This is a genomic window from Streptomyces sp. LS-MS-L19, from assembly GCF_058382285.1.
The window spans coordinates 9,353,349-9,376,613 of sequence record NZ_JBYCLL010000001.1; the positions used below are offsets into that span (position 1 = coordinate 9,353,349).

22 protein-coding genes are annotated in these 23,265 nt (G+C 74.2%); 15 read left to right on the top strand and 7 right to left on the bottom strand.

The genetic code is table 11. From position 1 onward, the window contains the following. Window positions 1-85: 85 nt before the first annotated feature. From AC2XR2_RS41765 to AC2XR2_RS41785, 5 genes are all read left to right on the top strand, one after another. Window positions 86-622, top strand: a complete 537-nt coding sequence (locus AC2XR2_RS41765) for an SRPBCC family protein (protein WP_491517992.1) — start codon at window positions 86-88, stop codon at window positions 620-622. Continuing rightward, a complete protein-coding gene (locus AC2XR2_RS41770; RefSeq protein WP_491517993.1) occupies window positions 615-2,234 on the top strand; it encodes a phytoene desaturase family protein in 1,620 nt (539 codons plus the stop codon). The genes AC2XR2_RS41765 and AC2XR2_RS41770 overlap by 8 nt, the downstream gene beginning before the upstream one ends. A gap of 47 nt (window positions 2,235-2,281) precedes the next feature. Further along, window positions 2,282-2,743 (top strand): hypothetical protein, encoded by a 462-nt coding sequence (locus AC2XR2_RS41775; protein ID WP_491517994.1) that lies wholly within the window; start codon window positions 2,282-2,284, stop codon window positions 2,741-2,743. Between the two features lie 37 nt (window positions 2,744-2,780). Further along, a complete protein-coding gene (locus AC2XR2_RS41780; protein WP_491517995.1) occupies window positions 2,781-3,659 on the top strand; it encodes an SDR family oxidoreductase in 879 nt (292 codons plus the stop codon). 143 nt (window positions 3,660-3,802) lie between these two features. Then, complete coding sequence (locus AC2XR2_RS41785) at window positions 3,803-4,102, top strand: hypothetical protein (RefSeq protein ID WP_330262382.1); 300 nt, start codon at window positions 3,803-3,805, stop codon at window positions 4,100-4,102. 130 nt (window positions 4,103-4,232) lie between these two features. On the opposite strand, the gene AC2XR2_RS41790 is transcribed toward AC2XR2_RS41785, so the two are convergent. Continuing rightward, window positions 4,233-5,159 carry a hypothetical protein gene (locus AC2XR2_RS41790; protein ID WP_330262381.1) on the bottom strand — a complete coding sequence of 309 codons (927 nt, stop codon included), beginning with the start codon at window positions 5,157-5,159 and terminating at the stop codon, window positions 4,233-4,235. Between the two features lie 392 nt (window positions 5,160-5,551). On the opposite strand from AC2XR2_RS41790, the gene AC2XR2_RS41795 reads away from it, so the two are divergent. Continuing rightward, window positions 5,552-7,066 carry an esterase gene (locus AC2XR2_RS41795; protein ID WP_491517996.1) on the top strand — a complete coding sequence of 505 codons (1,515 nt, stop codon included), beginning with the start codon at window positions 5,552-5,554 and terminating at the stop codon, window positions 7,064-7,066. A 108-nt stretch (window positions 7,067-7,174) separates the two neighbouring features. Then, window positions 7,175-8,173, top strand: coding sequence for a D-erythronate dehydrogenase (denD, locus tag AC2XR2_RS41800; RefSeq protein WP_381305721.1), 999 nt, complete (start codon window positions 7,175-7,177; stop codon window positions 8,171-8,173). A gap of 26 nt (window positions 8,174-8,199) precedes the next feature. Here denD and AC2XR2_RS41805 read toward each other — a convergent pair whose 3' ends face one another. From AC2XR2_RS41805 to AC2XR2_RS41820, 4 genes are read right to left on the bottom strand one after another with little or no spacing between them, the layout of a single operon-like run. After that, entirely contained in the window at window positions 8,200-9,228 is a 1,029-nt protein-coding gene (locus tag AC2XR2_RS41805; protein ID WP_449349813.1) for a Rieske (2Fe-2S) protein, read from the bottom strand. Further along, on the bottom strand, window positions 9,225-10,226 hold the full coding sequence (locus tag AC2XR2_RS41810) for a phytoene/squalene synthase family protein (protein ID WP_491517997.1): 1,002 nt from the start codon (window positions 10,224-10,226) through the stop codon (window positions 9,225-9,227). Before AC2XR2_RS41810 ends, AC2XR2_RS41805 begins: the two co-directional genes overlap by 4 nt. After that, complete coding sequence (locus tag AC2XR2_RS41815; RefSeq protein WP_491517998.1) at window positions 10,223-11,761, bottom strand: phytoene desaturase; 1,539 nt, start codon at window positions 11,759-11,761, stop codon at window positions 10,223-10,225. Before AC2XR2_RS41815 ends, AC2XR2_RS41810 begins: the two co-directional genes overlap by 4 nt. Then, a complete protein-coding gene (locus AC2XR2_RS41820) occupies window positions 11,758-13,176 on the bottom strand; it encodes a polyprenyl synthetase family protein (RefSeq protein ID WP_491517999.1) in 1,419 nt (472 codons plus the stop codon). The genes AC2XR2_RS41815 and AC2XR2_RS41820 overlap by 4 nt, the downstream gene beginning before the upstream one ends. A 210-nt stretch (window positions 13,177-13,386) precedes the next feature. Between AC2XR2_RS41820 and AC2XR2_RS41825 the strand changes: the two genes are divergently transcribed. The 4 genes from AC2XR2_RS41825 (at window position 13,387) to AC2XR2_RS41840 (ending at window position 17,758) form a co-directional block, all read left to right on the top strand. After that, window positions 13,387-13,986: an RNA polymerase sigma factor gene (locus tag AC2XR2_RS41825; RefSeq protein ID WP_491518000.1), complete on the top strand. Its 600-nt coding sequence runs from the start codon at window positions 13,387-13,389 to the stop codon at window positions 13,984-13,986. Window positions 13,987-14,187: 201 nt separating this feature from the next. After that, on the top strand, window positions 14,188-15,381 hold the full coding sequence (locus AC2XR2_RS41830; RefSeq protein WP_491518001.1) for a lycopene cyclase family protein: 1,194 nt from the start codon (window positions 14,188-14,190) through the stop codon (window positions 15,379-15,381). 53 nt (window positions 15,382-15,434) lie between these two features. Continuing rightward, window positions 15,435-16,166, top strand: a complete 732-nt coding sequence (locus AC2XR2_RS41835) for a methyltransferase domain-containing protein (RefSeq protein WP_491518002.1) — start codon at window positions 15,435-15,437, stop codon at window positions 16,164-16,166. Next, window positions 16,163-17,758 carry an FAD-dependent oxidoreductase gene (locus tag AC2XR2_RS41840; protein WP_491518003.1) on the top strand — a complete coding sequence of 532 codons (1,596 nt, stop codon included), beginning with the start codon at window positions 16,163-16,165 and terminating at the stop codon, window positions 17,756-17,758. Before AC2XR2_RS41835 ends, AC2XR2_RS41840 begins: the two co-directional genes overlap by 4 nt. On the opposite strand, the gene AC2XR2_RS41845 is transcribed toward AC2XR2_RS41840, so the two are convergent. Beyond that, window positions 17,745-18,974 (bottom strand): PP2C family protein-serine/threonine phosphatase, encoded by a 1,230-nt coding sequence (locus tag AC2XR2_RS41845; RefSeq protein WP_491518004.1) that lies wholly within the window; start codon window positions 18,972-18,974, stop codon window positions 17,745-17,747. The genes AC2XR2_RS41840 and AC2XR2_RS41845 overlap by 14 nt on opposite strands. 169 nt (window positions 18,975-19,143) lie before the next feature. On the opposite strand from AC2XR2_RS41845, the gene AC2XR2_RS41850 reads away from it, so the two are divergent. The 4 genes from AC2XR2_RS41850 to AC2XR2_RS41865 all read left to right on the top strand — a co-directional run bounded on the left by AC2XR2_RS41850 (window position 19,144) and on the right by AC2XR2_RS41865 (window position 22,364). After that, complete coding sequence (locus tag AC2XR2_RS41850; protein WP_491518005.1) at window positions 19,144-19,842, top strand: NADPH-dependent F420 reductase; 699 nt, start codon at window positions 19,144-19,146, stop codon at window positions 19,840-19,842. Window positions 19,843-19,933: 91 nt separating this feature from the next. Then, window positions 19,934-20,734: an alpha/beta fold hydrolase gene (locus AC2XR2_RS41855; protein ID WP_491518006.1), complete on the top strand. Its 801-nt coding sequence runs from the start codon at window positions 19,934-19,936 to the stop codon at window positions 20,732-20,734. 2 nt (window positions 20,735-20,736) lie between these two features. After that, complete coding sequence (locus AC2XR2_RS41860) at window positions 20,737-22,029, top strand: PP2C family protein-serine/threonine phosphatase (protein ID WP_381305686.1); 1,293 nt, start codon at window positions 20,737-20,739, stop codon at window positions 22,027-22,029. Next, complete coding sequence (locus AC2XR2_RS41865; protein WP_381305683.1) at window positions 22,026-22,364, top strand: STAS domain-containing protein; 339 nt, start codon at window positions 22,026-22,028, stop codon at window positions 22,362-22,364. The genes AC2XR2_RS41860 and AC2XR2_RS41865 overlap by 4 nt, the downstream gene beginning before the upstream one ends. Window positions 22,365-22,385: 21 nt before the next feature. Here AC2XR2_RS41865 and AC2XR2_RS41870 read toward each other — a convergent pair whose 3' ends face one another. Further along, on the bottom strand, window positions 22,386-23,261 hold the full coding sequence (locus tag AC2XR2_RS41870; RefSeq protein WP_381305680.1) for an NAD-dependent protein deacetylase: 876 nt from the start codon (window positions 23,259-23,261) through the stop codon (window positions 22,386-22,388). Window positions 23,262-23,265 lie beyond the last annotated feature (4 nt).

Consider the following 23,265-nt stretch of genomic DNA (forward strand, 5'->3'; position numbering starts at 1 on the left):
CTTTGCTTCGGGTTGGGCTCCGGATGTACGGGCACTCGGGGCGAGGCCGCAGGGCACCCCGTCCGAGGCCGTCCGGGAGGTATTCGTGGCCCGTCGTCATCGTCTGATCCGAGTCAGCCCGAGCGCGGTGTGGGACGTCCTCGCGGACGGCCACCGCTACGCCGACTGGGTCGTGGGAACCTCGCAGTCCGAGCCGGTCCGCGGCACATGGCCGCACCGGGACGCGGCGATCCGCTTCCAGGTCCCGCTCGGCCCGCTGCGCCTGGTCAACGAGACGGTGGTACGGCACTGCGAGGAAGGCGTCACGCTGGAGCTGGAGGCCCATGCCGGTGTGCTGGGCACGGCACGCATCGCGATCGAGCTGCGGGAGTGGGGCGAGCACTGCCTGGTCATCGTGGACGAGCACCCCTTGCGGGGAGCGGGCGGCACGCTCCACAACGTCGGATTCGACGCGCTGATCCAGCTGCGCCACCGCACCATGCTCGCCCGGCTCGCCCGGCTCTGCGAGCACCCGGAGCCGGACGGACCGGACGAGTCGGCTGCCCGAGGGACCCGAGGGGCGCCCCATCTCGTCGCGGTGGACCGGGACGGGTCGGGAGCGGAGAGGCCCGGTCATGCCTGACGCCGTGGTGATCGGGGCGGGCCCCAACGGCCTGGTGGCCGCCAATGTGCTGGCGGACGCCGGATGGAGCGTCGAGGTGCTGGAGGAGCAGCCGGAGCCCGGCGGCGCCGTCCGCCACGACCACGGCGTCGACCCCGCCTTCGCCAACGACCTCTTCAGCTCCTTCTACCCGCTCGCGGCCGCCTCCCCGGTGCTGGCCTCCCTGCGCCTTCAGGACCACGGACTGCGGTGGGGCCACGCCCCCAGCGTGCTCGCGCACCCCCTCACCGACGGCAGCTGCGCCCTCCTGGACCGCGACCTCGACACCACCGCCGCGTCCCTGGACGCCTTCGCGCCGGGCGACGGGGACGCGTGGCGACGCCTGCACGACATGTGGCAGCGCCTGCGCCCCGACCTCCTGGACGCCCTGTTCACGCCCTTCCCGCCGGTCCGTGCGACGGCCCGCATGGCGTGGCGGCTGCGGGTCGCGGGCGGCCTGCGCATCGCCCGCACCCTGGCCCTCCCGGTACGGCGGATGGGGGAGGAGGAGTTCCGCGGACAGGGCGGCCGCCTCCTGCTGGCCGGCAACGCCCTGCACGCCGACCTCGCGCCCGAGTCGGCCGGCAGCGGCGGCTTCGGCTGGCTCATGGCCATGCTGGGACAGACGTACGGCTTCCCCGTCCCCGTCGGCGGCTCCGGCGCCCTCACCGAGGCACTGACCCGGCGCCTGCACTCCCTCGGCGGCCGGGTCCGCTGCGGGCAGCGCGTCGACGAGGTCGTCGTCCGCGGCGGACGGGCCGTCGGCGTCCGTACGGCGGCGGGCGACGCGGTGCCGGCCCGCCGGGCGGTGCTGGCGGACGTGTCGGTGCCCGCGCTGTACGGCGGCCTCGTGGACCCCGAGCACCTGCCCGCGCAGCTCCTGGACGACCTGCGTCGCTTCCAGTGGGACTTCGCCACCTTCAAGGTCGACTGGGCGCTGGACGGACCGGTGCCCTGGCAGGCCGAGGCGGCGTCCCGGGCCGGCACCGTGCACCTCGCCGACGGAGTCGACGAGCTGACCCGCTTCGCCGCCCAGATCGCCATGCGGCAGGTCCCGGACCGCCCCTTCCTGCTGTTCGGGCAGATGACCACCTCCGACGCCACCCGCTCCCCGCGGGGTACCGAATCGGCCTGGGCCTACACCCACATCCCGCACGAGATCGCCGCCGATGCCGCGGACGAGGGCATCACCGGACGCTGGGACACCAAGGAACAGGAGCTCATGGCCGACCGGGTCGAACGCCAGGTGGAGCGCTTCGCACCCGGCTTCCGCGCCCTGGTCCGGGCCCGCCGCATCCTCGCGCCCCCCACCCTCCAGGCCATGGACGCCAACCTGTACGGCGGTGCCATCAACGGGGGCACGACCGCCCTCCACCAGCAGCTCGTCTTCCGCCCCGTGCCCGGCACCGGACGCCCGGAGACCCCGGTCCCCGGCCTCTTCCTGGCCTCCTCGGGCGCCCACCCGGGCGGCGGGGTCCACGGCGCGCCGGGCGCCAACGCGGCCCGGGCCGCCCTGCACCGCCACCGGCCCCCCGGCCTGACCCGCGCCCAACGCATGCTGACCCGCCGCGACCGCACCGGGACCAGACACTGACCGCACGACACCGCCCCACCGGGGTGGCCGCACCGTCGAGGAGACCCATGAACGAGCAGGAGGTGGCCCACGACGGCCCCGACCGTGACCACCGGCGCCCCGCAGGCGTCGACGACACGACCGTCGAGGCCCTCGGGGCACTGTCCAAGGCACTGGAGACGACCGAGCGGGCCAGGGGCCGGCTGTACGACTTCCACCAGATGACCGGCACCGCCGACCTGCAACTGGACCGAGCCGTAAGGCTGTTGGAGGAGGCGGGGCATCCCGAGTGGGCCGCGAAGATCCGCTCGGAGATCCTCGGCCGCAATGTCATCCCCGGGCACTGGACGTTCCAGATCGTCGAGGCCTACAACGCCACCTACTACCGGCCCTTCCAGCGGCTGGAGACGAGCGCGGTGCAGGAACTCGCCCAGGGCCGGGACCACTTGTACGAGGCGGAGATGAAGGAGGAACGCCGTACACCCGGCCATCCCGACCATGTCTCCCGCCTGCCGGACCCCGAGATCTGAGAAGCGGCCGAGTCGCCCCGACGGAAGGACCCGCCCCATGCACACCAGTCCGCTCGCCGGCCGCACGGTGGTCGTCACCGGAGCGGCCCGGGGGCTGGGCGCGGCCATGGCCCGCGAAATGGCCGCCCGTGGCGCCCGGTTGGCGCTGCTGGGCCACGAGAAGGCCCTCCTGGAAACGGTCGCCGCGGCCCTGCCCGGACCCGCCCTGGCCGTCGAGGTCGACGTCACCGACCCGGACGCGCTGACCGCCGCCGCCCACACCGTACGGGCCCGCCTCGGACGCCCCTCGGCCGTGGTGGCGAACGCCGGTATCGCCGAAGGCGGCCCGTTCCTCGCCTCGACGGCGGCCGCCTGGAGCCGGGTCGTCGAGGTCAACCTCATCGGCAGCGCCCACACGGCCCGGGCGTTCCTGCCCGATCTCCTCGACACCGCGGGCTACTTCCTCCAGGTCGCCTCGCTCGCGGCCATCGGCGCGGCCCCCCTGATGAGCGCCTACTGCGCCTCCAAGTCGGGCGCCGAGGCCTTCGCGCACTCCCTGCGGGCGGAGGTGGCACACCGGGGCGTGGGCGTCGGGATCGCCTACCTCAACTGGACGGACACCGACATGATCCGCGACGCCGACCGGTACGCCGTCCTGCGGGAACTGCGCACCGCCATGCCCGGCCCGGCCGGTCGCGTGTACCCCGTCGACACAGTCGCCGCCCGGCTGGTGAAGGGCGTGGAGCGACGGCGTACGGCCGTGTACGCGCCGGCCTGGCTGCGCCTGACCCAGCCGCTGCGCGCCGCCCTGCCACCGGTCGTCCTGCGCGTCGCGCGCCGCTCGCTGCCCCGCCTGGAGGCCGAGGAGCCCGTGGAGTACACCGGCCCCCTCGGCGCCGGCGGCCTCGCCGACAGCGGTCCGCGCCGGAAGAGCTGACACACCGGCCCGGAAGCTCACGCGCCCGCGCGCGGGGGCGCCGGGCCGCTCCGTCACGCTCCCGCACGCTGCTCGTCCCGGGTCTCGTCCCGCGGGACGATGCGGGGAAGCGACCAAGGGGAACAGCGACCAAGGGGTGGGGCATGTCCGTGGTGATGTCGATGAACTGGGCCGGGGTCACGCCCGAGCAGTACGACGTGGTGCGGGAGGCCGTCGGCTGGGAGGAGTCCGCGCCGGTCGGCGGTGAGGTCCATGTGGCCTGGTTCGACGAGCGGGGCCTGCAGGTGATCGACGTCTGGGAGTCGGAGCAGGCCTTCCAGGCGTTCTTCGCCGAACGACTGGCCCCCGCGGTGGAGAAGGCCGGTATCAGCGGCGCCCCGGAGACCGGCTTCAGCCCCCTGTACCGGCGTTTCGTCGCCCCGGGAGTCTCCGGCGCCGCCTGAGAACGTACGACCGGCGCCGCGACGGCAGCTTCGCCCCGGACCCGTGTCCCGGTCGCCCGGGCGCGTGTCCGGGCCCGGGGCGGAGCTGCGTCAGCGGTTCACCGCGTGGCGGTGCCCGCCGGTCACCCGGTCAGGAGCGCCGGGCGCGGCGGCGGGTGCCGTAGAGCGCTGCGGCGCCCAGGGCGATCACCGCGGCGGCGCCGGCGGCTATCGGCCCGACCGGCGCGCTGGAGCCGGTCTCGGCCAGCGGCGGGGTGCTGTCGCTGGGCGAGGGCGCCGGGGCGGTCGGCGGCGTCGACTCCAGCGGCGGCACGTCCGGAGTGGTCGGCGGGGTGCTGGAGCTGGGCGGCGGGGTGGTGGACGTGGCCGGCGGGGTCGTCTCCGCGGGCGGCTCACTCGCGGGCGGGCTGCTCGGGTTGTCCGGCGTGGACGGGGAGGCCGGCGGCGTGGGGGAGCTCGGCTGCTCGGGGGTGCACGACTTGTCGCCGCCGTTCCACGCCGCGATCAGGTGGTAGGGCGTGACGACGTTGTCGGGCTGGTAGGGCGCGGGTCCGTGCCCGTCCCCGGACTTGCCGTCGTAGATGACGTCGTCGCCGTACAGGTCGATCTGCCCGTAGCAGTCGGGCGCCTTGACCGTGAGCTTCTGCCAGGTCCGCTTGGCGTCGTCGGAGCCGGGGAGGTCCTCGGCGCCGAGGTAGACCGTGGCGTGGTCGACGAGCGTCTGGAGACCGGAGGTGTACCAGTTCGGTCCCTCGGTGGTGTATTCGGCCAGTGAGACCGGGTACTTGCAGCCGTCGCCGACCGTCTGCCCCGGCGCGAGCCGCACCTCGACGGTGCCGGGCGCGTCCTTCCACTGGTGGAAGCCGCCCTGGGAGGTCCAGTCGGCACCGACCGGCTTTCCGGCGGCGTCGACGAGGCGGTACTGGACCGTGGCGGACTGGCAGCCGCCGGCGGGCGTGGCGCTCGCGGCGGTGGCCCCGAACAGCGGGGTGACGGTGGCGACGAAGGCGGTGGCGGCGAAGGCGGCCGACGTTCTGGAGCGTGAAAGGCGCGTCAAGATCTGCCCTTGCGGATGAGAGTGTGGGAGGTGGCAGGACGCGAGCAGCCGGTGTCCGCGGAGAATGGGAATGCCGTGGCCGAGCCACTCGCGTCACTTCGCTCACTTCAGTCACAGTGAGCGAGCCGCATTCTTGTCGCTCTTCACAACTTCCGTCAATCTTTCACCAGTTCAGCACGCCATTACTCATCCGGCATGCGTGGTATGCCCCGTTATCCGCAGGTCAGTCGCCTTGTCCGCCGCCCGCCGTCGCCGCCCCGCAACAGTTGTCACCGCTGTGTCACAGCAAGCGGCGACCCCACAACTCACGCCGTGCCACCCGTGTCGAACCTCGCGTCGGAACCAAGACCGTCCGACTGACAGAGCGTCAATCTTCCACGGGGGAAACAGACATGAGCTTCACCGCGCGCACCACCCGCCGTACCGCGGGCTCCGCCGCCGTCGCGGCCGCCTCCTTCCTGCTGCTGGCGGGCGCGGGCATCCTCGCCGCACCCACCGCCTTCGCGGGCGTCCCCGGCGGCACCGCCGCCGTCGACCGCAACGACGACTTCGACGGCGACGGCTACGCCGACCTCGTCACCGGCGTCCCCGACGGCACCGTCGACGGCAAGGAAGGCGCCGGATACGTCACCGTCCAGTACGGCGCGCCCAACGGCATCGGCACCAACACCACCGTCCCCAAGGGCGAGGTCCAGCTGCTGAGCCAGTCCAGCAAGGGCGTACCCGGCACCTCCGAGACCGGCGACCGCTTCGGACAGGCGGTCGCGAGCGGCGACCTGGACGGCGACGGCTTCGACGACCTGGTCGTCGGCGCGCCCGGCGAGGACGAGGGCACCGCCGAGGACGCGGGCCGCGTGACCGTCCTGTACGGGTCGAAGACGGGCCTCGGCACCGAGCGCACCGCGAGTGTCACCGCGGCGACGCCCACCGCGGGCGCCCGGTTCGGCCTCGCGGTGGCCGCCGCCCGGTTCACCGGGGACACCGTCGCCGACCAGCTCGTCGTCCTGGACCAGAAGACGGGCCTGCACGTCTTCACGTACCACGCGGGCGTCCTGCGCCAGGTCGGCACCCCGCGCTCCACCGGACACGCCCTCCAGAGCGCCTACCTCACCACCGGCGACTACGACGGCGACGGCTTCGCCGACCTCGTGGTCTCCGGATACAGCCCCGACGACGACTACGCCAAGGGCTGGTCCGCCTACTACGCGGGCGGGACCGAGGGCCTGAGCTTCCAGCGCGACCTGCACGGCGGACTGGGCACGGCCTCCGGGGACATCAACGGCGACGGTCACGACGACCTCGTCGTCGGACAGCGCGGCGGCGTGGACGAGACGGCCGGCGACGCGGACGCCCCCGGCGGTCTGGTCGGTGTGTACTACGGCGGCGGGGACGGCCTGGCCGGCACCGAGGGCCCCGGCACCGCCCCGCAGTGGTGGTCGCAGAACTCCCCGGGCGTGCCCGGCGCCGCGGAGCAGGGCGACGCGTGGGGCAACGACCTGTCGGTCGCCGACGTCGACGGTGACGGCTTCGCCGACGTGGCCGTCGGGTCCCCCGGCGAGGACGCGGACGGCGAGGCCGACGCCGGCGCGGTCTGGCTGCTGCGCGGCACGCAGGACGGCCTCACCGGCACCGGCGCCCGGTCCTTCGACCAGAACACCCCCGGCATCCCCGGCGCCGCCGAGGCCGGTGACGCCTGGGGCGCCCAGGTACGCCTGGTGGACACCGACGGCGACGGCCGCGCCGAACTCGTGGCCGCCGCCCCCGACGAGAACGCCGGCGACGGCGCCGTGTGGCTCCTGCCCGCGAGCGGCAACGGCCTGCTGGCCGACGGTTCCCGCTCCTACGGCGCGTCCGCGCTCGGCGGCAGCGCCCATGGCGCCCACTTCGGGTCCGTCGTCGACGAGTGACGGTTCGCCGACGACATCGGCGGTCGTCGGTAGGGAGCCGGGTAGGACATCGAAAGGGGTCCGGGCAGGACGTCGGTGCCACAAGCCGTCTGCGAGGGAGACGAACGGATGAGGATCGTCGTGACGGGTGCGTCCGGGTTTCTCGGGCGGCTGCTGGTCCGCGCACTGCTGCGGGCGGGAACCTTCGCGGGCAGGCCGGTCGGCCGGTTGGTCCTGGTCGACCGCGTTGCCTGGCCCGAGGCGGTGGGCGGGGCGCCGGTGCAGGTGGTGGAGGGGGAGCTGGGTGAGCACCTGGACACGGTGTTCGCCCAGCCGGTGGACGTGGTGTTCCATCTCGCCGCCGCGGTGTCGGCCGAGTGCGAGGCCGACTTCGACCTCGGGATGCGCGCCAACGTGGACGTCACCCGCGCGCTGCTGGAGGCGGCACGGGCGCAGTCCCGCTCGGGCGGACCGGTGGCGCGGCTGCTGTTCGCCGGCAGTATCGCCGTCTACGGCTCCCATCCGGACCTGCCCCTGCCACCGGCGGTCAGCGAGACGACACTGCCGGTGCCGCGGTCGAGTTACGGCACCCAGAAGCTGATGTGCGAGCACCTGATCGCGGACTGCACCCGCCGCGGCTTCGTCGACGGGCGGGTCGCGCGGCTGATGACGGTGGCGGTACGCCCGGGCAGGCCCAACGCGGCCGCCTCCGGCTTCCTGTCCGGCATCGTGCGCGAGCCGCTCGCGGGACTGCCCGCCGTCTGCCCGGTGGACCCCGCCCTGACCGTGGCCCTCTCCTCACCCCGGCGTACCGTCGCGGGCATCCTCCGGGTCGCCGAGGCGGAACGCGGCACCGGACCGGGGCGCCTCGAGGGCCCGCTGCCGGTCAACCTCCCCGCCCTGACCGTCTCGGTCGCCGAGATGCTCGCCACCCTGCGGCAGGTGGCCGGTGACACCGTCGCCGACCGGGTCACCGTCGCGCCCGACCCGGCCGTCGAGGCGATCGTCGGCTCCTGGCCGGCCGTCTTCGACCACCGCCGCGCCGCGGCACTGGGCCTGGACCCCGACCCGAGCTTCCTCTCGGTGCTCCAGGACTACATGGCGGACCACCCCGACGCGGTCACCTGACGGTCGGACTGAACCCGGCGGCTCGGTCAGCCCGGGAAACGGCCCGTGGAGCGCAGCAGCCAGCGGCGTTCCGCGTACGCCAGGTCGTCGCGCCACAGCCGTGCCGCTCCCGCCGTCATCACGCGGCGCAGCACCGGGCGCAGGGCGCGGGCCGCCGCGAAGCCGGGTCGCTCGGAGGCGGCCACGACCGCTTCCACCACGGCGGTGCGCGGCCGGCCCGAGGCGTCCGGACCGAGCGGAGTCACATGCGTCTCGACCACCGAACCCAGGCCCTCGCCCTCGGTGATGCGCATGAGGACCGTCCGGGGATCGGGCGTGGTGAAGACCGCCCGCACCGGCACGACCAGCCGCCCGGCCACCTTGAACGAGACGTCCACGGTGAACCCGTCCTCGCCCGCCCCCTCTTCGCCCGCCCCCTCCGAGCCGGGCGTGTCCACCACGGTCAGGTCGACGAAGGAGTACGGGTGGAACCAGGCCCCGTGCCAGGGGTCGAGGCGGTTGGCCACGACGTCCTCCGGCTCGCAGATCCCGACCCCGGAGTACACGGCGGCGACGGAGCGCGACAGCTCCGGCCGGGCGGGCACGACCGGTGCCGGCGTCGGCGGTTCACCGCCCACCGGGTCCAGCCGCACCCAGACCAGCACCCCGTCGTCGTACAGCGGCAGCGGCTCCCAGCCGGCGAACGGGCCGCCGTCCAGGGCCAGTCCGTGCCAGTGGCAGACCAGCGTCCCGCAGCGCACCGGGCTGTCGGCGAGCGGCGCTCCCAGATGCGGGCAGATGCCGGGGCCTCCCGCGAGCTTGCCGTCGGCGGTGCGCCAGACGACCACTTCCTGCCCGGCCACCGTCGCCGACAGCGGCCGGTCGCCGCGTACGTCCCGTGAGGCGCCGACGACGTACCAGTTGCCGGACGGGCGCGCCTGGGCCCGCTTCAGCGCCTCGGCGATCAGGGCGGGCCGGGCCTGCCGCCAGGTCGGCCGCTGTTCCTCCCACCGCACCGGGCGGCGCCGCAGGGACAGCGGGTAGCGCCTGCGTTGCGTGTGCCGACGGGATGTCATGCGACCCTCCGCGTGGACGGGGACGTCTCGGCCGGCGCGCCGGACACCGGTGGTACTCCGGTCGACCTGTGCCGCAGCCGCGCCGCGCCGACCCGGACCAGGCCGTCCAGGGCCACGACGGCACGGCGGCGCCGCGGGACCACGGCTCGGCGTTGCACCGAGCGGTACCCGTCGGCGGCGACCGCGTCCAGGATGCCGCCGTACAGGACGAAGGCGGTGCGGATGCACGGGCGGGAGACCGGGGCGAGCATGGCCAGGCCCGGCTCCGCCTCGCGGTAGATCCCGCGGGTCAGCTCCTCGAACTCCCGCAGCGCGGCGGTGATCCGGCGGTCGGGCCGTCCGGTGTCCCGGCTCCAGCGCAGCAGCCGCCGGTCGACGCCGTGCGCGGTCAGCAGGTCGGCGGGCAGATAGACACGGCCGCGGTCGAGGTCCTCGCCCACGTCCCGGAGGAAGTTGGTCAGCTGGAACGCCACGCCGAGGGTCGCCGCGTGCGGTGACGCCTCCTCGCGCGGGACGACCGTGCCGAGCACCGGGAGCATCTGCAACCCGATCACCTCCGCCGACCCGTAGGTGTAGGTGCGCAGATCGGCGTACGTGGCATAGCCCGTGATGTCGAGGTCGGCGCGCATCGCGGCCATGAAGTCGGTGAAGTGGCGGTGGTCGATGGCGTAGCGCCGCGCGGTGTCGGCCAGGGCGCGGACGACGGGTTCGGCGCTGTCGCCCGTGCGCAGTCCCGTCTCCAGCTCGTGCTGGAGACGGGTCAGCCGGTCGGCGCGCTCGGCGGCGGTGGTCGTACCGTCGAGCGTGTCGACGATGTCGTCGGCCCAGCGGGCGAACCCGTACAGCGCGTGCACGGCCGGCCGCCGTGCCGGCGGCAGCAGGCGGGTGGCGAGGAAGTACGTCTTGCCGTGCCGGGCGTTCAGCGTCCGGCACCGGGTGTACGACTGCCGCAGCGCCGGATCGGTGACGCCGGCCGCGTCGAGCTCACGGTCGGTCATACCGGCCTCCGTTCGCGGGATTCCCGTACGGCGGGGCGCGCTCGCCCGGCGCGGGCACCGCCGGTGATGCGCGCCGCGGCGAGCTTGCCCGACAGCAGCACGGTCGGGACGCCGACGCCGGGCGTGGTGCCGCAGCCGGCGAGGACCGCGTTGACCGTGCCGCGCACCAGGTTGCGCGGCCTGAACGGTCCGGTCTGCGCGAAGGTGTGGGCGGCGGAGAAGGGCGAGCCGGCCGCGTGACCCTGCGCCTGCCAGTCGGCCGGGGTGACCAGGCACTCCTCCTCGATGGCGTCGGCGATGCCGTCCAGGCCGCGCCGCTGGAGTTCGGTGAGGAGGCTGTCGCGGTAGCGGGGGGCCAGTTCGCGCCATTCGGCCGCGCCGGGGCCGAGGGCGGTGTTCGGGCAGGGGGCGAGGACGTAGTGGAGATGGCGGCCGGGCGGTGCGAGGCCGGGGTCGGTGGTGGTGGGGCGGGTGATGAGCAGGGACGGATCGCTCATCAGGCGGCCGGTCTCGGTGAGTTCGGAGAAGGTCCGCCGCCACGCCGTGCCGAAGGAGAGGGTGTGGTGGGCCAGCCAGGGCCAGGTGCGGTCGGTGCCGATGTGCAGGATCACGGCGGAGGGCGAGAACCGCAGCCCCACCGGGCGCCTGGGCGCGCGGCCCAGCAGCCGGTAGGTGACGGGCAGGTCGGGGGTGAGGACGACGGCGTCGCAGGCGATCCGGCCGGAGTCGGTGACGACGGCCGTGATCCGTTCCCCGGAGCGTTCCAGCCGGGTGACCGTCTCCCCGAACCGCAGCTCGGCCCCGGCGTCCGCGGCGGCGTCGGCCATCGCCCGGGGCAGGGCGTGCATGCCGCCGCGCGGGAAGTGGACGCCCGCCACCGTGTCCATGTAGGCGATGACGGCGTACGCGGCCAGGGCGCGCTCGGGCGCCACGCCCGCGTACAGGGACTGGAAGGAGAAGACGCGCCGCAGCCGCTCGTCGCTCAGGAACCGTCCGATGCGCGCGTCCAGGCGTCCGAAGCCGCCGAGGGCGGCCAGCCGGGCGAGGTCGGGGTGGAGCAGCTCCAGGGGCGAGTCGAAGTCGGCGTCGATGAACCGCCGCATCTGCACCCGGTAGAGCTTCTCCAGCCAGGTGCGAAGGCGCCGGTAGCCGTCGGCCTCGCGCGGTCCGGCGAAGCGCTCGACCTCCGCCTCCATCGCCTCGGCGTCGGTGTGGACGTCCAGGGTGCTGCCGTCGGCGAACCGGGCCCGGTAGGCCGGGTGCAGCGGCAGGAGGTCCACCCGTGCGCGCAGGCTGTCGCCCACGGCGGCGAACGCCTCGTCGGCGAGGTGCGGCATCGTCAGCACGGTGGGCCCGGTGTCGAGGTGGTAGCCGCCGCGGACCACGCGCCCGGCGCGGCCGCCGGGCAGCGCCTCGCGCTCCACCACGGTCACCCGGCGCCCGGAACCGAGCAGATGCAGGGCGGCGGCGAGTCCGGACAGCCCCGCACCGACGACCACGACGTGGTCGGTGCGGCCGGGAACGGTACGGGTCATCGGGCGGACCTCTCGGTTGCGGTGGCCGCGGTGCCGGTCTCGTCGGCGGAGGCCGCGGTGTCTCCTGGCGGTGGGGCGGGCTCTTCGCCCCCCGGCGGCGGAGGCGCGGTGTCCCCGTCGCGGGCCGTGAGCCTCGAGGACACGTCCACGACGTCGGAGGCTGTGCTGCCGGGGACGCCGGTCGCGGAGCGCAGCATGGCCTCCAAGCGGCTCGCGGGCTCGGGTTCGAGCACCGCCGAGTTCAGGTGGCGGAGCCCCTGGGCCGTGAGCCTGCGGATCTTCTCCTCCACGGTGTCGCACGCCCCGGTCGCCACGAACACGGCGCGCACCGCGGCGAGTTCGGTGTCGGAGGCGTCCGCGCGGCCGAGCGTGCGGTGCAGGACGTCGAGGGCGCGCCGGTCATCGGAGGCCTCGGCCCGTGCGCGGGCCACGGCGGCCAGGTAGGTGGGCTTGCCGCTGCGGACGTCACCGCCTGTGGGCTTGCCGGTCTCGCGCGGGTCCCCGAAGACGTCGAGGAGGTCGTCCCGCAGCTGGAACGCCAGCCCCACACAGCGGCCCGCCGAGCACAGGGCCCGGGTGGCGTCGGGGGCGGCCCCGGCGAGGGCCGCCCCCAGCGCGAGCGGGCGCTCCACGGAGTACAGGGCGCTCTTGAGACAGGCCGCCCGGACGGCCCGGGCCAGCGACCGCTCCGCGGTGGCCTCACCCTGCACGTCCAGGTACTGCCCGGCCACCATCTCCGTCCGCATGGCCCGCCACAGCTCCCGTACCCGCCGTGCGGTGGCCCGCGGCAGCTCCGTGTCCGCGATGACGTCGTCCGCCCAGGCCAGGGCCAGGTCACCGGCGAGGATCGCCGAAGCCTCCCCGAGGCGCGCGCCGTGCGGCCCGTCGGCGTACTGCTGCGCCACGTCGACGTGCAGCGCCGGCCGCCCGCGGCGCGAGCGCGCGCCGTCCATCACGTCGTCGTGGACCAGGGCGCAGGTCTGGATCAGCTCCAGCGCCGCTCCGATCCGCAGCGCCGCGTGGGTCTGCCAGGGCTCGGCGCCGCCGCAGGCCCGCAGCGCCCACCACACGAAGCGGGAGCGGGCGAGCTTGCCGCCGCCCTGGGTGAAACGGGCGACCCGGGTGGCCAGGTCCGCGCCGAAGAGCGGGTCCACGGCCTCCGCCGCGGCCACCTGCCCGGCGAGCAGGTCGCCGAGCACCGTGCGCACGGCACCGGTGACGTCCGCGTCCACGGCGCGCGGGTCGTCCCCGTACGCCGGGCGCGTCGCGGGCGGCGTGGCGCGCACCCCGTCGTCGCGGCCGTGGTCCCGCTGTCCGGCCGCCCGCCGCGCCGGAGCGGGGGAGACCTGTTCGGCGTCCGGGTCCGCGCACGGATGTCGGTCCGCGCGGTGATCCTTCGCCACGGTGGAGCTCATGCCGGTTCCCCTCATAGAGACCCTCGTGATCAGAGCTGGCGTCGTCATGACCGGTTCGCCCCCGGAAGGGGAGTCGGATGCGGGCGGTCGAAAACCGCTCGCGGCAATTCGATGCAGAGTCGATGCGAGTTGTTCCCCTCTGGTCGAAGCCGCAGGGTGAAAGGGCTGCGGTCGCTCTCGGCGACCACCAGGCCCAGCGGAGGAGTGACGATGACGACCGCACAGCGAACCGGCGCGGACCTCGACGACGGCGTCGACGACAGCGCGCTCGTGGACGGGTTCCTCAGCGGGGACGAGGCATGCCTCACCGTCGTGCACCGCCGTTGGGGCCCGCTCGTGCACGCCCTCGCCCGGCGCTCGCTGGGGGACGCCAGAGAGGCCGAGGACGTCACCCAGCTGGTGTTCCTCGCCGCGTGGCGGGGCCGGGCCGGATTCGCCCCGGACCGCGGCACCCTGCCCGGCTGGCTCACCGGCATCGCCCGGCGCAAGATCGCCGACGCGCTCGCGGCCCGCACCCGCCGTACCGAACTCGTCGCGGCCGCCAGCGCCCAGCTGCTGCTGCGGGCCGAGGACGAGGCGGTACTGCCGGAGACGGCCATAGACCGGGTCCTGCTCGCCGACGAGATGGCCCACCTGCCGCCCCCGCAGCGCCGGGTGCTCAACCTCGCCTTCTACGACGACCTCACCCAGACCCAGATCGCCGAGCTCACCGGCTGGCCCCTGGGAACGGTCAAGAGCCACGCCCGCCGCGGGCTGCGCCGCCTCGCCGGCCGGCTGGGCGCGGACGATCCGGCCGAGTGCGCCGCGTGAGACCGACGCACAATCGATGCATCACTCCAACGGCCCCATTCGGACCCCGAAACAGGTGAGGACCGCATCCACCGGGGTACCGCGACCGGAACACCGCCGCGGAGCAGCGCGAGCCAGGGCCACCACGGCAGCGGCCGTCAGGAAGTGCCGGGCACCACAGCCGCGGAAGTACGGCGACACCACGGAGGGAGTGAGCCGGACGTGCACGAGGCCGACGTCGCCATCGTCGGAGCGGGGGCCGCGGGCCTGTCCCTCGCCCACCGTCTCACCCGGCCCGCCCCCGGCGCCCGGCGTCTGTCCGTCGTCCTGGTGGACGCCCCGCCCGGACCCCTGCGCCCGCCGCGGCGCACCTGGTGCTTCTGGGAGAGCGGCCGCGGACCCTACGACGCCGCGGTCACCCGGTCCTGGCGGCACCTGCGCGTGCACCGGCCCACGGGGGAGCCGATCGAGCACGACATCTCCCCCCTGCGCTACAAGATGATCCGCTCGGACGACTTCGAGGCCCTGATCGAGCACGACCTCGCGGACAGCGGCCGGGTGCGACGCGTCGAGGCGGCGGTCGAGAGCATCGAGTCACTCCCCGAGGGCGCGTGTGTCCACGCCTGTACGGCCGACGGGCATCACGAGGCCGTACACGCGCGCTGGGTGTTCGACTCCCGGCCGCTGGGCAGTCTTCCGGCCGCCCGCACGACCTTGCTCCAGCACTTCCACGGCTGGTTCGTCCGCACCGACCACCGCGCCTTCGACCCGGACCGTGTCGAGTTCATGGACCTGCGCACCCCCCAGCCCGCGCAGGGCCTCTCCTTCGGTTACGTCCTGCCCACCGGCCCGGGGCAGGCCCTGGTCGAGTACACGGAGTTCTCCCCGGCGGTCCTGTCCGCCGACGCGTACGACGAGGCGCTGCGGCACTACACCGGCAGCGTGCTCGGTCTGGACGACTTCGAGGTGACCGGCACCGAGACGGGCGTCATCCCGATGACCGACGCGCGGTTCGCGCGCCGGACCGCCGCGTCCGTCTTCCGGATCGGGGCGGCCGGGGGCGCCACCCGCCCCGCGACCGGCTACACCTTCGCCGGTGTGCAGCGCCAGACCGCGGCCGTCGCGGCGGCCCTGCGCCAGGGCCGGACTCCCGTGCCGCCGCTGCCCCACTCGGCGCGCGCCCGCGCCATGGACGCCGTCCTCCTGCACGCCCTCGACAGCGGCCTGGTCAACGGCGCGGACTTCTTCTCCCGCCTGTTCGCGAGCGTCCCCCTGCCCCGCCTCCTGCGCTTCCTGGACGGCGGGACCCGCCTGCACGAAGAACTCGCCATCGGCCTGCGCACCCCCGTACTGCCCATGCTGCGCGCCGCCACGCGCGTACCCCGGCTCCCGCCCCGCCCCTTCCCCGGCCCCTGACCCGCATGTCCGCCCCGGACGCACCGCCCCCGACGCCCTCACCAGGAGGCAGCATGACCCTGCTGCGTGACGCAGACCTGGCCGCCGCCTTCGACCACGCGGCGCACAGCTACGACGCACTCGTGGCCGCCAACCCCGGCTACCACGCCCATCTGCGCCGCTCGTCCCGCCGACTCGGGCTCCCGCACCCGGGGACGGGCCTGCGCGTCCTGGACCTCGGCTGTGGGACCGGCGCCTCCACCGCCGCGCTCGCCCGGGTGCTGCCCGGCGCCGACATCACGGCCGTGGACGCCTCCTCCGGCATGCTGGACCGCGCCAGGGCCAAGCCGTGGCCCGGCGGGGTCAGGTTCGTGTGCGCTCCCGCCGAGGGCCTCGCGGCGGCGGGTGTCACCGGGCCCTTCGACGCGGTGTTCGCCGCCTACCTCTTCCGCAACGTCGCCGACCCGGACGCCGTCCTGGACGCCGTCCACGACCTGCTGGCCCCGCACGGCCGCCTCGCCGTGCACGAGTACACCCTCAGCGGCCACCCACTGCACCGCGCCGTGTGGACGGCGGTGAGCCGAGGACTGGTGCTGCCCGTCGCCACCGCCCTCGGAGACGGCGACCTCTACCGCCATCTGTGCCGCAGTGTCGTCGACTTCGACACCGTCGACCGGTTCACGGACCGCGTCCGCGCCCGGGGGTTCGACCAGGTGCGGGCCCTGCCGCTGCCCGGCTGGCAGACCGGCATCACCCACACCGTCGTCGCCCGCCGCGCCGTCCCGCCCGCCCGGGGCGCACGGTGAGCGCCGCCCGCCCCGGGCGGGACCGCCGCGCCGTCCTGCTGCCCCCGCCGCCCGGAGCGAGCCGGGTCGGAGGCCGCTCGCGCAGCACCGCCGTCGTGGGCGGCGGCATCGCGGGCATCGCCGCCGCCACGGCACTCGCCGAACGGGGCGTGCGGGTCACGCTCTACGAGCGCGAGCCCTACCTGGGCGGCCGCGTGGGCGGCTGGAGCACCGAGCTGTACGACGGCTCCACCGCGACGATGAGCCGCGGCTTCCACGCGTTCTTCCGCCAGTACTACAACCTGCGGGCCCTGCTCCGCCGTACCGATCCCCGCCTGGGACGCCTCACCGGCCTGCCCGACTATCCGCTCGTGCACCGCGACGGGCTGCACGACAGCTTCCGCAGAGTGCCGCGCACGCCACCCCTGAGCGCGCTGGGCTTCGTGGCGCTGAGCCCGTCCTTCCGCTGGCGGGACCTGGCACGCATGAACCCCGTCGCCGCCCTGCCCCTGCTCGACGTCAGCGTCCCCGAGGTCTACGCCGAACTGGACGGGGTGAGCGCCGACGACTTCCTGCGCTCGCTGCGCTTCCCGGCCGCCGCGCGCCACCTGGCCTTCGAGGTCTTCTCCCGCAGCTTCTTCGCCGACCCCCGCGAGCTCTCGGCCGCCGAGATGGTCCTGATGTTCCACATCTACTTCCTCGGCAGCTCCGAGGGACTCCTCTTCGACGTCCCCGTGGACCCCTTCCCGACCGCCCTGTGGGACCCCCTCGCCGAGCATCTGTCCCGCCACGGCGCCGACCTGCGCCCGTCCACCCCCGTCGAGAGCGTCACGCCCGCCGCCGACGGCACCTTCACCGTCGCCACCGACCGGGAGGAGCTGCCGTACGACAGCGTCGTCCTGGCCCTCGACACGGGCGGGCTGCGCTCCCTGGTCGGCCGCTCGCCCCGGCTCGGGGACCCGGCCTGGCGCGAACGGATCGCCCGCCTGCGCACCGCCCCGCCCTTCCTCGTCTCCCGCCTCTGGCTCGACCGCCCCGTCGCCCCCGAGCGGCCCGGGTTCCTGGGCACGGCCGGGTACGGCTCGCTGGACAACGTCAGCGTCCTGGAGCGCTGGGAGCGGGAGGCCGCTGCCTGGTCCACCCGCACCGGCGGCTCGGTGGTCGAACTCCACGGCTACGCGCTGCCGGAGACCGCCGACCCCGACACCGAGGCCCGGCACCTGATCGCGCGGCTCCACGACGTCTACCCCGAGACCCGCGACGCGCGGATCCTCGACGCACGCCACGAATGGCGCCGGGACTGCCCCCTGTTCCCCGTCGGCGGCTACGCGGACCGCCCGGGCGTCCGGACACCGCAACAGGGCCTGGTGCTCGCCGGTGACCTGGTGCGCACGGACCTCCCGGTGGCCCTGATGGAACGCGCCGCCACCAGCGGCTTCCTCGCGGCGAACGCCCTGCTGCAGACGTGGGCGGTACGAGGTCACCCCGTGTGGACGGTCCCCGACGGCAGCCGGGGCCGGGTCCTGGGAGCCCTGGCGTCGGTCCGGCGCGGGAAGAACGGCACGGCCGTCACCGCCTCGCGTCCGACGGCCCGCCGCGTCACAGGCGGATGACCACCAGGGCGGTGTCGTCGGCGTTGCCCGTGGGCGGCAGCAGCTCGGCGAGCAGGGCGTCGGCCAAATCCTCGGGGCCGGCGTCGCGGTGGCGGGTGAGCGAGTCGGCCAGACGGTCCAGGCCGATGTCGATGTCCTCGGTACGGCGCTCGATCAGACCGTCCGTGTAGAGGACCAGCGTGGCGCCGTCGACGAAGGGCGCGCTGGCCTCGGGGCGCACCGAGTGCTCGACGCTCGCGCCGAGCGGCGGGTCGGTGGCCCGGTCCAGGAAGGTCACCGTGCCGTCCGGGTGCAGCAGGGCGGGCGGCAGATGGCCCGCGCTGCTGTAGGTGAGGGTGTGGCTGCCCCAGTCGACGAAGGCCGTCGCCGCCGTGGTCGACTCGGCGCCCTCGACGGAGCGGGCGTACAGCCCGAGGGCCTCCAGAGCCCGGGCGGGACCGTCGGCGACCAGGGTGGCGGCGCTCAGCGCGCTGCGCAGCTGGCCCATGACACAGGCGGCCGCCAGGCCGTGTCCGACCACGTCACCGACGGCCACCGCCAGACAGTCGTCGGGCAGGTCGACCAGGTCGTACCAGTCACCGCACACGTTCAGGGCGCCCACGGCGGGCCGGTAGCGCACGGCCGCCTCGCGACGCCCCAGGGGGCCGGGGGCGGGCAGCAGGGCCTCCTGAAGGGCCAGGGCCACCTCGCGTTCGCGGGCGTGCGCCTTGCGCAGGCGTTCGTTGACCTCCTGGAGCTCCCGGGCCCGGGTGTACAGCTCGGCCTCCAGCACCCGTGCCCGGCTGTCGCCGCCCGGCCCGCCGCGGTGCCGGATGAGTTCGGTGACCTCCTCCACCCGGTGCACGAGCAGCGTCACCTTCCCGTCGGCGCCGAGGACGGGGGCGTTGACCGGACTCCAGAAGTGCTCCTCCCAGTGACCGGGCCGCTGCGGATCCTCGATGTCGTAGCGCAGCACCGCCATGGTGTCCCGCTCACCGGTGGCCACCGCGCGCAGCATCGACTCCCGGGTCTCCCGCATTCCGGCCGCGGCGTCGTCGTGCGGATTCTCCGGGAACACGTCGAAGATGTAGCGGCCGACGAGCTGCTCGCGGGCGCGACCGGTGATCCGTACGAAGTCGTCGTTGACGTTCACGTACACCAGCTCCGGCGTCAGCAGCGCCACCATGCCGGGCAGGGCGCGGAAGACCGCCGCGTGGTCGATCTGCGGTTCCCTCATGTGCAGCCTGCCTCGAAGCGAGCCATCATGATGTGATTTTCCACGATAGAGGGGATCAGGCGGACGTATCGACCACTACTGTCGGCAGGCGACGGGCCATGACCCGGTTCGCCGTCGTGGTGGCAGGCACCCCTCCCGATCGCCCGAGCTCGCGAAAGGACCCACTCGAATGAGTTACGCAGTCCTTGGTACCGGCATCGTCGGCCGGACCGTGGCGGCCAAGCTCGCTTCCCTCGGCCACGAGGTCGTCATCGGCACCCGCGACCCCGCGGCCACCCTCGCCCGCACGGAACCCGACGGCATGGGCAACCCGCCCTTCGGGCGGTGGCACGCCGAGCACCGCCAGGTGCGCCTCGCGACCTTCGCGGAGGCCGCGGCCTCGGGAGAAACGATCGTCAACGCCACGGCCGGCGGACAGAGCATCGAAGTGCTCCTGGCGGCCGGCGCGCGCAACCTGAGCGGCAAGGTCCTGATCGACATCGCCAACCCGCTCGACTTCTCCGCGGGGATGCCGCCGACGCTCGACCCGGTCAACACCGACAGCCTCGGCGAGCGCATCCAGCGGGCCTTCCCCGACGCGCTGGTGGTGAAGACCCTCAACACCATGAACTGTTTCGTCATGGTCGATCCGGCCAGGGTGGCCGGGGAGCACACCGTCTTCGTCAGCGGCGACGACACCGGCGCCAAGAAGGCCGTGACCGCTCTGCTGGGCTCCTTCGGGTGGCCGGAGTCCAGCGTCATCGACCTGGGCGACATCAGCAGCGCCCGAGGCGCCGAGATGCTCCTGCCGATCTGGCTGCGCCTCTACGGCACGTTCGGCCACGGCGACTTCAACTTCCACGTGCAGGGCGCCCGCCCGGGCGTCTGAGCCGAGCCCCCGCTCCCCGTACCGAGCCGCACCCCCGCTCTCCGGTACCGCGCGTCACGGGGCGCGGGTGCGACTTGAGAGACTGTCCGGTATGGACATCGCGAGCAGAAACCACGTGACCGTCACCGGTAACCCCCAGGGGCCGACGGTGGTGCTGGCCCATGGCTTCGGCTGCGACCAGAACATGTGGCGGCTGACGGTGCCCGCGCTGGCCGACGACCACCGCGTGGTGCTGTTCGACTACGTGGGTTCGGGCCGCTCGGACGCCTCCGCGTTCTCCGAGGACCGGTACTCCTCCCTGGAGGGGTACGCCCGGGACGTCGTGGAGGTGTGCGAGGCGCTCGACCTGAGGGACGCCGTGTTCGTGGGCCACTCCGTCAGCGCGATGATCGGGGTGCTGGCGGCCGGCCTGGCTCCCGACCGGATCGGCGCCCGCGTGATGGTCGCCCCCTCCCCGCGCTACATCGACGACGAGGGTTACCGGGGCGGTTTCAGCGCCGAGGACATCGACGAGCTGCTGGCCTCGCTGGAGGCCAACTACCTCGGCTGGTCGGCCGCGATGGCCCCGGTGATCATGGGCAACGCGGACCGGCCCGAACTGGGCGACGAGCTCCGCAACAGCTTCTGCGCCACCGACCCGGACATGGCACGCGTCTTCGCCCGGACCACGTTCCTGTCGGACTCGAGGGACGACCTCAAGGGCGTGACCGTGCCGACCCTGATCCTGGAGTGCACCCAGGACGTCATCGCCCCGCGGGAGGTCGGAGCCTTCGTCCACCGGGCGGTCCCCGGCTCGACCCTGGTCACCCTCGACGCCACCGGACACTGCCCGCACCTGTCCGCGCCCGAAGCCACCAACCAGGCGATCACCGACTTCCTCGCGAGCCTGTGATGATGTGCCGCGCCGACCAGCAACCCGACCCGCAGGACGCCGACGGCGAGAAGGTGACGGACGCCGCGTTCGCCGCGCTGCTGGAGGACGGAGCCGAGGACCTGTACGAGAACGCGCCCTGCGGATACCTCTCCACGCTGATGGACGGCACCGTAGCGAAGATCAACACCACGCTGCTGGACTGGCTCGGCCTGGAGCGGGAGGACGTGGTGGGCCGGATGCGGTTCACCGACCTGCTGACCATGGGCGGCAAGCTGTACCACGAGACGCACTTCGGCCCGCTGCTGCGGATGCAGGGCGAGATCAGCGGCATAGCCCTGGAGATGAAGCGGACCGGCGGCGGCCGGATGCCCGTGCTGGTCTCGTCCGCGGTCAAGCACGGCACCACCGGGCAGCCGCTGCTGATCCGCACCACCGTCTTCGACGGCCGGGACCGCCGCGCCTACGAGGAGGAGCTCCTGCGCCGCCGGGAAGCGGCCGAGGAGGCCCGCCGGCAGGCGGAGGCCGACCGCACCCGCCTCCAGGAGGCGCTCGCGGTCCTCCAGCAGTCGCTGCTGCCGGACACCCTGCCCGAGGTACCCGGGGTGCGGACGGCCGCCCACTACCACACGGCCTCGCCCGACCGGCTGGGCGGCGACTTCTACGACGTCTTCGCCATCGACGGCAAACGCTTCGGGTTCTTCCTCGGCGACGTGTGCGGCAAGGGCCCGCAGGCCGCGGCCCTCACCTCGCTGACCCGCTACACCCTGCGTGCCGCCGCGGTCCACGACCCCGACCCCGTCTCCGCCCTCACCACCCTGAACAAGGTGCTCCACGAGCGCTACGCAGGCAGCGGCGACCCCCGCTACTGCACCGCCGTGTACGGCACCCTCGAACCCGATCCCGCGACCGGCCGGCTCACCGTCCACCTCGCCTCGGGCGGCCACCCCCCGGTCATCGTCCTGCGCGCGGACGGCACGGCCGACTTCCTGCGCACGCCCGGCGGCCTGCTCGTCGGCATCCTGCCGTCGGCGCCCTTCACCACCGCCACGACCGTGCTCGGCCCCGGCGACACGCTCCTCCTCTACACGGACGGCCTCACCGAGGCCCGCACCGGCCAGGACCGCACCGGTCTCTACGGCGACGAGGCGCTCCTCGCCTTCGTCACCGCCCATGCGGGCAAGAGCCCGCACTCCGTCATCGAGGCCCTGACCGGCCTCCTGGACAGCTTCGGTGACGGCCTCGACGACGACACCGCCCTGCTCGCCATCGGCGTCCCCGCCGCCGACGACCCCCGGACGAGAAACGAACGATGAGCCCGCTGAACATCACGACCCGAGACGCCGCGACCGGTCCCGTTGTGGAGATCGCCGGCGAACTCGACTACGCCAACGTCTCCGCACTGCAGAAGCGCCTGGACGCCCTCACCCTCGGCCCTGGACAACGCCTGGTCCTGGACATGAGGGGGCTGGAGTTCTGCGACTCCAGCGGCATCACGGCCCTGCTCGCCGCCCGCTCCCGCGCCGAGACCGTCCAGGCCGACATCGCGCTGGCCGCCGTACCGCCGAACATGCTGCGTGTGCTGCGCATCGTCGGCCTCGACCAGATCTTCACCATCCACCCCGACAGCGAGACGGCCACCCGTCCCTGACCCGCCGGGGCGCACACGGGCTCAGAGGTTCAGCCGGTCCGCGACCGCGGACAGGGCGGTGCCCAGCGGGAGGCCGACGCGGGTGTGGGCGAGCGCGTCACCGCGGGTGGGATCCCGGTTGACGATGAGGACCGGCTTGTCGGCCTGAGCCGCCTGGCGGACGAACCGGAGCCCGGACATCACCGTGAGCGAGGAGCCGAGGACCAGCACCGAACTCGCCTCACGGACCAGCCCGCGGCAGTGCTCGATCCGCTGGACGGGCACCGACTCGCCGAAGAAGACGACGTCGGGCTTGAGGATCCCACCGCAGTCGGTGCAGGGCAGGACGCGGAAGCCGGCGACCTGTTCGTCGGAGAGGTCGGCGTCGCCGTCCGGGTTGATCGCGGCGGCCACCGGCGCGAATCCCGCGTTGGCCGCTTCCAGCCGTACGGCGAGGTCACCACGCGGGGTCATGGCGTCACAGGCGAGGCAGCGGACCCTCGCCAGGCTCCCGTGCAGTTCCACGACACCCTCGCTGCCGGCGGCCTGGTGCAGGCCGTCGACGTTCTGGGTGATGACGCCCGAGAGCAGACCGTGCCGGGCGAACGCGGCCACGGCCCGGTGCCCGTCGTTCGGGCGGGCGCGGCCGAAGGTACGCCACCCCAGATGACTGCGCGCCCAGTATCTTCGCCGGGCCTGCGGGGAGGCGGTGAAGTCCTGGTACGTCATCGGCGTGTGGCGGGTCAGACTGCCGCCCGCGCCCCGGTAGGCGGGGATGCCCGACTCCGTGGAAATGCCCGCCCCGGTGATCACCAGCACCCCGCCGACGCTCAGCGCGTCGACCACGGGCCGAAGATCGGTGGTCCCCGGCGGCAGGTCCGGGGGTGGGGTCCAGTGGAGCGTGGGACGCGTGCGCATGCGT